The 12099-nt window shown below is 75.1% G+C and carries 8 protein-coding genes; 5 read left to right on the top strand and 3 right to left on the bottom strand.

Going from position 1 to position 12099, the window contains the following annotated elements; translation table 11 throughout:
* The first annotated feature begins 163 nt into the window (after positions 1–163).
* From ABD158_RS07390 to ABD158_RS07375, 4 genes are all read left to right on the top strand, one after another.
* Positions 164–5413: a peroxidase family protein gene (locus ABD158_RS07390; protein WP_344005681.1), complete on the top strand. Its 5250-nt coding sequence runs from the start codon at positions 164–166 to the stop codon at positions 5411–5413.
* Positions 5414–5545: 132 nt separating this feature from the next.
* Positions 5546–6442: an AfsR/SARP family transcriptional regulator gene (locus tag ABD158_RS07385; RefSeq protein WP_344005679.1), complete on the top strand. Its 897-nt coding sequence runs from the start codon at positions 5546–5548 to the stop codon at positions 6440–6442.
* Positions 6443–6607: 165 nt separating this feature from the next.
* On the top strand, positions 6608–7273 hold the full coding sequence (locus tag ABD158_RS07380) for a hypothetical protein (RefSeq protein WP_344005677.1): 666 nt from the start codon (positions 6608–6610) through the stop codon (positions 7271–7273).
* A complete protein-coding gene (locus tag ABD158_RS07375) occupies positions 7270–7644 on the top strand; it encodes a response regulator (RefSeq protein WP_344005675.1) in 375 nt (124 codons plus the stop codon). The genes ABD158_RS07380 and ABD158_RS07375 overlap by 4 nt, the downstream gene beginning before the upstream one ends.
* Here the strand turns inward: ABD158_RS07375 and ABD158_RS07370 are convergent.
* Both ABD158_RS07370 and ABD158_RS07365 read right to left on the bottom strand, forming a co-directional pair.
* Positions 7569–10082 (bottom strand): sensor histidine kinase, encoded by a 2514-nt coding sequence (locus ABD158_RS07370; RefSeq protein ID WP_344005673.1) that lies wholly within the window; start codon positions 10080–10082, stop codon positions 7569–7571. The genes ABD158_RS07375 and ABD158_RS07370 overlap by 76 nt on opposite strands.
* 74 nt (positions 10083–10156) lie before the next feature.
* The gene (locus tag ABD158_RS07365; protein WP_344005671.1) at positions 10157–10864 is read right to left on the bottom strand and encodes a response regulator transcription factor; all 708 of its coding nucleotides are present in this window, start codon (positions 10862–10864) and stop codon (positions 10157–10159) included.
* A gap of 328 nt (positions 10865–11192) precedes the next feature.
* Here ABD158_RS07365 and ABD158_RS07360 point away from each other — a divergent pair, with 328 nt between their 5' ends.
* On the top strand, positions 11193–11522 hold the full coding sequence (locus ABD158_RS07360; RefSeq protein WP_344005669.1) for a hypothetical protein: 330 nt from the start codon (positions 11193–11195) through the stop codon (positions 11520–11522).
* A 21-nt stretch (positions 11523–11543) separates the two neighbouring features.
* Here the strand turns inward: ABD158_RS07360 and ABD158_RS07355 are convergent, their stop codons facing one another.
* Positions 11544–12017 carry a YdeI/OmpD-associated family protein gene (locus tag ABD158_RS07355; protein WP_344005667.1) on the bottom strand — a complete coding sequence of 158 codons (474 nt, stop codon included), beginning with the start codon at positions 12015–12017 and terminating at the stop codon, positions 11544–11546.
* Between the last annotated feature and the right edge of the window lie 82 nt (positions 12018–12099).

Raw genomic sequence — 12099 nt, 5'->3', positions numbered from 1 at the left:
CTCCTCCGTGGTGGGCGGTCGGGTCGACCCTCACCGAGGCGTGTTGTGGGAACCCTGCGGTCGCGGGGGCCGGTCGGTGCTCCGTCACAACGCGACCACAACGTCGACCCGTCAGGAATGGCGTCGTACGCCCGCACCCGGCGGGCCGGCACGGGAGAACCCCATGCATCCCCAGCACCCACCCGCGACGGGCCGTCTGGCCCGCGCGTCAGCCCTCCTGGGCCTGGTGGCGGCGTCGCTCACCGTCGTCCTCACCGGCCCCGCCACGAGCCCCGCCACGGCCGCCGCCGCGCCCGGGCAGGGCTTCACGGTCACCGCCGGTGACCTGTCGTTCATCCTGAAGCAGATCCGCATCGCCGAGCGGCACGCGGCGACCCGGACCGCCAGCAACCCGTGCGGCACGCTCGTGGGGAGCGCGCCGAACCAGGTGCCGGACCGTCTGGCCGGGCTCGGGCTGCGCACCGTCGACGGCACGTGCAACAACCTCTTCGGCGGCCGCGAGGGCTTCGGCGCCGCCCACCGGGCCTTCCCGCGGGTGACACCGGCGAGGTTCCGCGACGCGCAGGGGGCGCCTCCCGGCTTCCCCGCGCAGGCCGGCTCCAGCTACACCCAGAAGAAGGGCTTCGTGTACGACGCGGAGCCGCGCCTGGTCTCGAACCTCGTGGTCGACCAGACCTCGTCCAACCCCGCCGCCGTGTCGGCGGCCGGGTTCCCGGTGCGCACGCAGGGGAATCCCGGCGCGTTCCCCTGCACCACGGATCCGGACCCCCTGGCGCCCGACCCCGTCGTCGGTGTCCCCGCCGGCTGCGTCCCGTCGAACCAGACCCTCCCGATCCCCAACGTCACCACCGACGTGGGGCTGTCCCCGCCGTTCAACTCCGTGTTCACCTTCTTCGGCCAGTTCTTCGACCACGGCGTCGACCAGACGGTCAAGGGCGGCGGCACGGTCGTCGTGCCGCTCGCGGCCGACGACCCGCTGCGCACGGTCGGTCCCGACCGCAAGCCCGGCACCGGTGACGAGGTGCCCGCCTCGCGGGCCTTCATGGTCCTGGACCGTGCCCTGAACCAGCCCGGGCCGGACGGCGTGGTCGGCGACGACCTCACCACGGAGGCCGACGAGTCGGCGGACGACGTGACGGACGCCGAGAACACGGACTCGCCGTGGGTCGACCAGAGCCAGACCTACACCTCGCACCCCTCCCACCAGGTCTTCCTGCGTGAGTACCGCCTCGACGGCGACCACCCGGTGGCCACGGGGCGGCTGCTCGGCGGGCTCGGCTCCGGGGAGACCTACCCGGGCAGCCCGGACGGCCGCTCCGGTCTGGCGACGTGGGCGTCCACCAAGAAGCAGGCGGCCGAGGTCCTCGGCCTGCGGCTCTCCGACGCCGACGCGACCGACGTGCCGCTGCTGGCCACCGACCCCTACGGCCAGTTCGTCCCCGGCCCGAACGGCCTCCCCCAGTACGTCCGGGCCGACGGCAGCCTCGTCGAGGGCGACCTGGCCGACCCGGTCGCGCCGCCGACCGACGTCGAGCGCTTCCACGTCCCGTTCCTGACCGACATCGCCCACCACGCCGACCCGTCCCCGCGCGACGTCGACCGCGACCCGAGCACGCCGGCGGTCGCCCCGACACCCGACCCCGACGACACCCCGTCGTCGACCGGGTCGGGGCAACCCGCCGGCACCTACGACGACGAGATGCTCGACGCCCACTTCGCCGCGGGCGACGGTCGGGTGAACGAGAACATCGCCCTCTCGGCCGTCCACCAGGTCTTCCACTCCGAGCACGACCGCCTGGTCGCCGACATCGAGCGCACGCTGGCCCAGTCGGGCAACGCCGCGCTCTCGACCGCCTTCCACGCGGTCGACCCGACCGCGTCCGACCCCTCCCAGCGCACCTTCACCTACGGCGACCGGCTGTTCCAGGCCGCCCGGTTCGTCAACGAGATGGAGTACCAGCACCTGGTCTTCGAGGAGTTCGGCCGCAAGGTGCAGCCGGCCATCCACCCGTTCCGCGTCTACACCCCCGACGTGGACCCGGCGACCGTGGCGGAGTTCGCGCACGCCGTCTACCGGTTCGGGCACTCGATGCTCGACGACGACGTCGCCCGACGCAACGCCGACGGCTCGGACAGCTCGCTGCCCCTGCTCACGGCGTTCCTCAACCCGATCGCCTACCAGGAGGGCGGCAGCGCGGGCATCCTGACCCCCGAGGAGGCCGCCGGCAGCATCTTCCTCGGCTCGTCGGACCAGGTCGGCAACGAGATCGACGAGTTCGTCACGGAGACCCTCCGCAACAACCTGGTGGGCCTCCCGCTCGACCTCGCGACACTCAACATCGCCCGCGCCCGCGACGCCGGGGTGCCGTCGCTGAACCAGTTCCGGCGGACCGTGCACGCGGAGACCGGGGACTCCCAGCTCACGCCGTACGGGAGCTGGGCCGAGCTCGGACAGGCCCTGAGGCACCCCGAGACCCTGGTCAACCTGGTCGCGGCCTACGGACGCCACCCGAGCATCCTCGCGGCGTCCTCGGTCTCCGGTCGGCGGACCGCGGCCAAGGCCCTGGTCGACCCGACCGCGGAGCCCACCACCGACCCGACCGCCGTGCCCGCCGACGCCGCGGCGTTCCTGTTCGGGACCGACGGGCGCGACCTGGTCGGCTGCGACGCGCCGGACGCGGGCTGTCGTGACTGGTCGGACGTCGGGGGACGGCCGAGCACCGGGCTCGACGACGTCGACCTGTGGGTCGGCGGCCTGGCCGAGAACACCAACGTGTTCGGTGGTCTGCTGGGCAGCACCTTCAACCACGTCTTCCAGACGCAGATGGAGCTGCTGCAGGACGCCGACCGCTTCTACTACCTGCACCGGACGCCCGGCCTGAACCTGCGGGCCCAGCTCGAGGGCAACTCGTTCGCCGAGCTCATCCAGCGGAACACCGAGGGCACGACGGCCCTCAAGTCCGACGTGTTCGCCACGGCCGACTGTCGGTTCGCCCTCGGCAACCTGGCCGGCACCCCCGCCGGCTACGCCTCCTCCGGCGCGAGCGTCACCGACGACCCGGGTTCGCAGTGCGACGAGAACGCCCTGCTGCTGCGCCGCCCCGACGGCACGCTGCAGTACCGCTCGACCAACGCCGTCGACCCGCCCGGCATCAACGGCCAGGCCGTCTACCAGGGGACGCCCGGCGTCGACCGCGTGTACGGCGGCAACGACAACGACACCGTCTGGGGCGACGACGGCGCCGACCGCGTCGACGGCGGCGGCGGTGACGACGTCGCCCTCGGGGGCGACGGCGACGACGTCATCACCGACGTCGGCGGGGCCGACGTGCCGAAGGGCGGTCCGGGCGACGACGCCGTCGAGGCCGGACCCGGTGACGACATCGTGATGGGCGGCGACGGCCAGGACCTCCTCAGCGGCGGCACCAACGACAACGAGGAGTTCGGCGGCAACGGAGACGACCTGATCATGGCCGGCACCGGTGGCGACGTCGCCTTCGGCGACGCGGGTGACGACTGGATCCAGGGCGGTACCGGCCAGGACCTGCTCATCGGCGACCACGGGGCGCCCTTCTTCGACGACCCGGGCGAGCCGACCCCCGGCCACGACGTCTTCCTCGGCCAGGCCGGGGAGAACGACTACGACGCCGAGGGCGGCGACGACGTCATGGCCCAGAACGCCGCGGTCGACCGCAACGCGGGCGCCGGCGGTTTCGACTGGGCCATCCACCAGTACGACACGGTCGGGGCCGACGACGACATGAGCGTCAACAACTTCCTCGACGGTCTGCCGCAGCCGGTGGTCGTCAACCGCGACCGCTGGCAGGAGGTGGAGGGTGACTCGGGCTCGGCCTTCGACGACACGATCCGCGGCACCGAGGACGTCCACCGCGAGGTCGGCGGTGGTGGCTTCACCGGGTGCAACGCGCTCGACCGGGCCGGGGTGGACAGGATCGCCGGCCTCGACCCGCTACTGCCGCCCCTGACCCAGGACCTCGCGCCGGTGGTGGCCGGCAGCGCCGCGGGGGCGTGCCCCCTGAGCGGGCCCGTGTGGGGCGAGGGCGACATCCTGCTCGGCGGCGCCGGCAGCGACCTCATCGAGGGCCGGGGGGGTGACGACGTCATCGACGGCGACCGCCACCTGCAGGTCCGGCTGAGCGTGCGGACCGACCCCGCGGACCCGGCCACCGAGATCGGCACCACCGACCGGATCGAGGGCCGGGCCCTGAGCGGGGGCTTCGGGCCCCAGACCAGCGGCGAGACGCTGCAGAAGGCGATCATGGACGGCGACGTCGACCCGGGCCGCGTGGTCAGCGTCCGGGAGATCTCGACGACCCCCCACGGGTCGGAGACCGACACCGCGGTGTACCCCGGTCCGCGTGCGCAGTACACGGTGACCGTCGGCGCCGACGGCTCGACCGTGACCGTCGCCGACACCGGTCCCGGTGTCGGGACCGGCACGGACACGCTGCGCGGGATGGAGCGGCTGCGGTTCGCGGACCAGACCGTGCTGATCGCGCCCCCGGCCGCCCCGGTCCTCGGCGCGACCACGCCGGGGCCCGAACGGGTCGCCGTCGCCTTCACCGGTGTCGACCCCGCGACGTCCGTGCTGGACCTGGAGGTCCTCGCCGCGGACGGGTCGGTGCTCCGCACGGTGAGACGGGTCCCGTTGACCGCCACCTCGGTGCGGGTCACGGCGCTGACCGCCGGGGTGCCGGTGTCGTTCCGGATGGTCGCGCGCAGTGCGTTCGGGACGAGCTCGACCTCGAACACCGTGGGCCCGGTGCTACCGCTGGCCCCGCTGCCGGCCGCGCCGAGCATCACCTCGGTCACCGCCGGCGACCGTCTCGCCACCCTGCGGCTCGCCGCGGGGGCCTCGCGACCCGACGCCGCACCGACCACCGAGTACCGCGTGCGGGTCTACGTGGGGGGCGTCTACCAGCGCACCGCCCTGGGCTACACCGACCTCGGCTCCGACGTCGTCGTGAGAAGCCTCGTGAACGGCACGGCCTACACCTTCCAGGCGTACGCCGTGAGCGGCTCCGGCACCAGCCCGTTCTCCGCGATGACGGGGCCCGTGACGCCCGCCGACACCACGCCGCCGACGGTCACCGCCACCAGCCCCGTCGACGGCACGGTCGGCGTCTCGCGTGGCGCGTCGCCACGGGTGACCTTCAGCGAGGCCGTCGACGGCGTGTCCCCGACCTCGGTGCGGCTGGTGACGGCGGCGGGGGTCGAGACGCCCACCACGTTGACCCTCTCCGCCAACCGGCGATCCCTGCTGGTCGACCCCGTGCCGCCGCTGCTGCCGACCACGCAGTACCGGCTGGTGCTGACCGGAGGGGGGGACGCGATCCACGACGCCGCCGGCAACCCGCTGACGGACCGGACGGTGGTCCTGACGACGCGCTGAGCCACGTCGTACCGCCGGTGTCGCTCCCCGTCCCCCACGTGGGGGACGGGGAGCGGCCGCGTCTCCCCCGGTCGGCAGATGCCCGCCGACGCGCGCGTGGGAAGACTCGGGGGTGACGAGGGAGGAGCCACCATGACGGTCCTGAACATCTTCGGTCGGACCCGGGTCGAGACGGCGAGCGGCACGGTCACCCCGTGGTCGGGGACCAAGCAGCGGCAGCTGCTCGAGGTCCTGGCCTGGCACCACCCGAGCCCGGTGAGCAAGGACCGGCTGGCCGACGCGCTCTGGGAGGGCCGACCCCCGGTCACCGCGCTGCGGACCCTCGAGAGCCACGTGTGCGTCGTGCGCCGCGAGATGGTGGCCGTCGGCCTGCCCCGCGACCTCCTGGTCACGGAGCATGACGCCTACCGGCTCTCCGAGCGCCTCGTCGTCGACGTCGACACCGCGCGCCGACTGATGGGCCCGCCGCGGACGGAGGACGTCGTGGCCCGCATGACCAAGGTCCTGGCCATCACCTCCGAACCGCTGCTCGCCAGCTCGCCGTACGCCCCGTGGGCCCGGGCGGCCGCCGACGAGCTCGCCCACCGGCTCACCGAGAGCTGTGCGGCCGCGGCCGAGTCGGCGCTCGAGCGGGACCGTCACCACGAGGCGGCGCGTCTCGCCGAGCGGGCGCTGGCGTGCACCCCGCTGTCGGAGCGGGCGTGCCGCGCGCTGCTGCGGGCGCACGCGGCCGGGGGGGACCGCGGGCGGGCGCTCCAGGTCTACGCCGACTTCCGCGAGCGGATCCGGGACGAGCTCGGCGTCGAGCCCGGCCCGGAGACCGCCGGGGTCTACCTCGACGTGCTGTCCCGGACGGGCTCCGGCGTCGCCACCGAGACGGAGCGCCGCCTCCTGCGACGCCTGCTGCAGCAGAGCACCGAGGACCTCCTCGGCCCCGGCGCGCGGATCAGGGCCGGCTTCCTCGCCCCCCACCGCGCGGAACCCACCCGTCCGGTGAGGCACAGCCGCACCGCGCACCACGTCGCATGACGTGACCGAGACGGCCCGGCCGGCCCCGCCGTCCATCCCCATGGTGGACCCGCAGCAGCCCCCCCCCGATGCGCTGCGAGCGGGGCCGGTCGTGGCCCTGGCCGGAGTACCGTGGCCGTCCCGGTGCCGGCGGCGCCCGCGCACCAGACCCCCCGAGGAGTGACCGTGACCGCTGGGCCCTCCACCGCAGGCGCACCTCGACTCCTGCGGCTGTTCCTCGCCGCCGAACCCGCCCTCTGGTGGGCGGCCGAGGCCGCCGGGCTCGCGGAGGGCTGGCAGCTCGCGCCGCTGCCGCCGCCGGGCACGGCGGACGCGGACCCCCCCGGGCAGCGCGACGTCGCCGTCCTCTCGCTCGACGACCTGCCGGCCGGCGCCCTCCGCCAGGCGTCCCGTGTGGCCGAGCTCGCCCCCGCCCGCCTGCTGCTGCTCCTCCACCCGGACGACCTGAGCGACGGGTCACGGTTCGACCGGGCGAGCCAGACCCTCCGGCTCGGCGTCGACGACCTGCTCCTCCGCCCGATCAGGCCGCACGACCTCCGCGTCCGACTCGCGCTGATCGATCGCCGTCCGCGCCCGCTCAGCCTCCCCGCCCGCGAGGCCCGGGCGCTGCTGCACGAGCTCGGCAACGTCCTGGCCGCGATCCGGCTCACCGCGTCCGTGGTGGGACGGGTCGCCGGACCCGTCAGCGACGCGGCCCCCGGACTCGGCGTGCCGGAGCTGTGCCGGCGCATCGACGACGAGGTCGGTCAGGCCGCGGGGATCCTCACGCAGCTCGACGGCCTCGTCGACGTCGCTCGCCGACCCGAGCTCGAGCCCGGTGCGGTGGGATGACCACCGTCCTCGTCGTCGACGACAACCGCGACATCTGCGAGATCGTGACCGTGCTCCTCACCTCCGAGGGGTACGACGTGGAGGTCGGTCACGACGGCCGGACGGCGCTGCGCCGGTGCGCCGAGGCGGTGCCCGACCTGGTCCTGCTCGACGTCGCCCTGCCCGACCTCGACGGCCTCGACGTCGCCCGCACGCTGCGCCGGACCCCGGCGACCGAGGCCGTGCCGATCGTCCTGCTCACCGCCCGCGCACACCCCGACGACGTCGCCGCGGGACGGGCCGCCGGGGCCGACGACTACCTCGTCAAGCCGTTCAGCGCCACGGCCCTGCTCGACGCGGTGGCCGTGTCGCTGCGTCGGCGCTCCTCCTGAGACGCCTCCCGCACCCACGCCGCGGGCAGCCCGAGGGTCACGACCAGGCCCCCGCCCGGTCGGGCGGCGGCGGCGGCGCGGCCCCCGTGCGCCTCGACGACCGAGCGGACGATGCCGAGGCCCAGCCCGGAGCCGCCGATGCCCGACTCACGCGCCCGGTGGCCGCGGAAGAAGGGTTCGAAGGCGCGCTCGAGCTCCCCGGGCGCCATCCCGATCCCCTGGTCCCGGACCGTCACCACCACCTCGTCGCCGACCCGCTCGCACCGCACGTCGACCACACCGCCCTCCGGGGAGTACTTGACCGCGTTCGTGACGACGTTCCACAGCGCGCGCTCGAGCTGGGTCGCATCGCCCAGCACCGGGAGCGGGCCCGCCGTCCTCGACACCGCCACGACCGCCGACACCGCACGGCCCGCCACCCGGCAGTCCTCGACGACCTGCTGCCGGGCGCGCGCAACCACCCTCTCGACCAGCGACGTGAGGTCGACGGACCCGTGGGCGGCCGCGGGTGCCTCCGACTCGACGCGCGACATGAGCAGGAGGTCCTCGATCAGGCTGCGCAGGTCGAGGCCGTTCTGCCGGATCCGCTCGACCCAGTGCCGGTGCGGAGCGTCCAGCGCGTCGTCACGGACCAGCAGCTCGGCGAAGCCCAGCACGTTCGTCAGCGGTGTCCGCAGCTCGTGGCTGACGGAGGCGATCAGGTCGCTCTTGATCGCGCTGACCTCCGCGAGCCGCTCGGTCGACTGCCGCTCGCGCTCCAGCGCGGCCGCCAGTCGCTGCTCCTCGAGCCGCCGTCCGGACACGTCCTTGCCGACCGCGACGTACCCCATCGGCTGCCCGTCGGGCGCGGTCATCACGTCGACGGTCACCGACACGACACGCGTCGTCCCGTCGGCCGCGAGCATCTGCCAGTCGACGCGCCCCTCGGGTCCCAGCCGATCCGCCTCGAACGAGTGCGGGGAGGCGCCGGCGGGACGCGGGCCGCCCGCGGGGAGGGGCACGACGAGGTCCGCCAGCGGCCGCCCGATGACCGTCTCCGCGCGGTGCCCGAGCAGGTGCTGCGCGCCGGCGTTCCAGTAGGTCACGCGGCCCCCGGTGTCGACACCGGCCAGCAGCGTCCCCCGGGTGGCCTCGAGCACCTGGCCGAGGAAGCTCTGCGACGTCCGGTGGCCGGTCACGTCCAGGCCCGTCAGCACGTAGCCCACCCCGCGTCCCGGGACGACCATGCGGCGCCCTGACCAGAGCACGGTCCGGAAGGTGCCGGCGTCGCGGGTCGTGTGCTCCAGGCCGCCGGGCGCCCCGCAGCACCGCTCGAGCAGGTCGCGGGTCTCCTCGACGGTCCGTCCGAGCAGGCCGCACTCCCAGAGGGACCTGCCGGGTCGGCACCCCTCCCCCGCGGCGGCGACGGCCGCCGCGTTCGCCCGTTCGACCCGGAGCTCACCGTCCAGGACGACGACCTGTGCGGCCTCGCTGTCGAGCACCGCGTCCGTCAGGCGCGACTGATCGGCCAGCGCCGCCGCCGACCGCCGGCGCTGGTCCGCCGAGAGCGCCAGCGGGAGCGCCACCAGGGCCATGGCGGTCAGGAACGCCTGGACCAGGGCACCGACCTCGGCCGGGGAGCTGCCGCGGACGAGCTCGGCGCCGAACGGCCCGGCGCCCTCGGCGGTCAGCACCGAGACCGCGACCGCGCACCCGAGCACCTCGACGGCCGCCACCACGGGCGGCAGCCGCAGCGCGGCCCACGCCAGCAGCGGGAACACGGTGAACGCCGTGGGCCACGTCTGACCGGGGGCGAACACGACCCCGACGGAGACCGCCAGGAGCCCGCACTGCGCGACCCCCTCGGGGAGGCTCCCGGGAGCGGTGCGCACACGAGCCGCGACCGTGGGCAGCAGGAGGAGGACCGGCAGGAGGACCAGCTGCGAGGCCGAGTGCGACGCCATGGTCGACCGCACGGTCGCCACGAAGGGACCGTCGAGGAGGAACCGCACGATGAGCCCGGCCAGCCCGCCCAGCAGCACGGCCCCGGCCGCGGTCGCCACGAGCAGCCGCAGGGCGTCGTGCAGGTCCTCGAGTCGAGCGGGCTCGCGGCGTCCCCGGGTCAGGATCCAGGCGACGAGGAGGGCCTCGGCGGCGTTGGCCACGCCGAAGGCGACGGCCACAGGCAGCTCGCGGCCCGCGACCAGGTTGGCCGCCGTCGTCGCCAGGCCGATCGCCCCGACCAGGGCCGTCCACCGCCGGCCCAGCAGCAGCACGCCCGTGGCCACGCCGGCGGCGGGCCACCAGCTCGCCACGTCGCTGTCCGCCGGGGCGAAGGCGACCGCCACGACCCCCAGGGCGAAGCAGCCCACCACGCCCACCAGGAGGAGCGACGTCCGGGCCCGCGGGCGCAACGACGGGAACGACGAGGGGGCCCCCGGGCCCCACGCGAGCGGCATCCGCCCATGGTGCGCGCGCCCGACCGCCGCTGTCTGCCCCGGCGGGGGGAAGTTCCCCCATCCGGGGGACGCGCTCACCGCGGCGGCCGTCCCGTCGGATCCGACGCGGCGGACTCCGCCCACCCCGTCTCGTGCGCCAGGCTCACGGCCGCCAGCTGCGACGTGACGCCCAGCTTGGCCAGGATCGACTTCACCTGCGACCGCACGGTCGACTCGGCGACGACCGCGCTCGCCGCGATCTGCTGGATCCGTCGGCCGTGAGCGAGCTCGAGGAGGACCTCGCGCTCGCGCCGCGTCAGCCGCGCGAAGTCCCCCAGCCGACGACGACGCCGCTCCGTCGCCTCGCGCCAGGTCCGCATCAGCTCGAGCCGCTCGGCCTCGGCCAGCACGGGTCGCCCGCGGCGCACGTCGTCGACGGCGGCGACGATCGCCTGCAGGGGGCTGGTCTTGACCAGCACGCCGACCGCACCGAGGTGGAGGCACTGCCCCCAGCGCTCGCGGTTCTCCGTGGCGGTGACCACCAGGACCGACACCCCGGCCGCGGTGAAGGGGCCGACGAGCCGGGCTCCGTCGCCACCGTCGCCCAGGTCCAGGTCGAGCATGAGGACGTCCGGTCGCGCCCGGGTCACCTCGACGACCAGGGCCGGCAGCCCCGGGCCGTCGGTCCCGGCCCCGAGGTGGACGACGTCGAGACCCGCGACCTGGAGCGCGAGCCGCAGCGCCTCGGCGAAGAGGACGTGGTCGTCGATGACGGCGACACGTGTCGGCGGATCCTGCTGCACAGCGCCTCCCCAGCCCCTGCCCGAGAAGTCCACCACCCCGCCCCACGACGAGACGGCCTCACCGTACGCCCCGACCACGCAACCTTCCACGGCGCTGACGGAGGACTCGCCGCCGCCGGGGCCCCGGCGCGGCACCCTGCCCGGCCACCCGGCGCCCCGCCCGTGCGCGGCCGATCGCGGATCGTCGGGGCCGTGATCACCGCCCCGACCCCGATCATCATCGTCCAGCGCGGGCCGCCCCGCGGCCTGCGCACCCCCGGTCACGCTCCGGCGTCCGGGGGTTCTCCGTTGCCGGAGCCCGGGACGCCCATCCCTGGAGGAGTCCCCCGTGCACGTCGCACCCGCCGACCAGGCCGACCTGCCGTGCCACCGACTCGCGCGGCCGGCTCCGGACGACGACCGGGCGCTGCCGCTGCGGACGGTCTCGCTCCTGCACCGCCGGCGCGTGGCCCTCCTCGAGCTCGACCTGGACGTCGCCGGGCAGGTCTTCACCGCGCTGTTCCGCTGCCCCGCTCGTCACGCCGACGTGGTCGCCGCGGGCTTCGGCAACCTCGTCGGCGTGCTGGACGTCGACCTACGGGGGTCTCAGCCGGCGAGGCCGCCGTCGACGGAGAAGGTCACCGACGTGACCATGGCCGAGCCGTCCGAGGCGAGGTAGAGCGCCGCCCTCGCGGCCTCACTACGGGGATGCGACCGAGCGCACGAGCGCCGCGATCCTCCGTGCGCGCGTCGCGTCCTGGACCGCGTCCTCGACGGGCTGCAGCAGGCGCCGGCGGGCTGCGGGGCGCTGACCCTCGAAGTCATGGAGACGGCCGGTGGCCTCGAGGGCGGTCCTGACGTCGTCGGGCACCGGCACGTGGTCGGGGTCCGCGGGACGCAAGCGGCACGCGACCACGTGCCCGGCCCCCGCTCCGAGCCGGCGCCGCAGCGCGACCCCGGCGTACAGGAAGGGCCGGTCGACGACGTCGGCACGGTTGACGCCCAGGTTGACCGGGACGTCGTCGAGGTGGCCCTCCACGCGGCGGGTCCGCTCCCGCGCGACGGCGTCCACGAGCAGGTCGTCGAGGTAGAGGACCGTGTAGACGTGGCGGCCCCACACCAGCAGCTCCAGCGGGGCGTCGTACTCCACGAGCTCCCCGGGTCCCTCGCTCACCGCACCAGGAGACCACGGCGGCCCACGTCCTCCTAGGCTGGACGCGACGTCGCCGACCGGGCGCCCGACACCACGCCCGACA

The sequence above is a fragment of the Nocardioides lentus genome (assembly GCF_039529515.1).
Classification (GTDB): Bacteria; Actinomycetota; Actinomycetes; order Propionibacteriales; family Nocardioidaceae; genus Nocardioides; species Nocardioides lentus.
Note: the sequence above shows the minus strand (reverse complement) of the source record. Positions and strands in the feature narration are given on the sequence as shown.

Excerpts from the sequence above, each read along its gene's own strand:
- ABD158_RS07375 (WP_344005675.1), top strand. The coding sequence starts at position 7,270 with ATGACCACCGTCCTCGTCGTCGACGACAACCGCGACATCTGCGAGATC.
- ABD158_RS07385 (WP_344005679.1), top strand. The coding sequence starts at position 5,546 with ATGACGGTCCTGAACATCTTCGGTCGGACCCGGGTCGAGACGGCGAGC.
- ABD158_RS07370 (WP_344005673.1), bottom strand. The coding sequence starts at position 10,082 with ATGCCGCTCGCGTGGGGCCCGGGGGCCCCCTCGTCGTTCCCGTCGTTG.
- ABD158_RS07390 (WP_344005681.1), top strand. The coding sequence starts at position 164 with ATGCATCCCCAGCACCCACCCGCGACGGGCCGTCTGGCCCGCGCGTCA.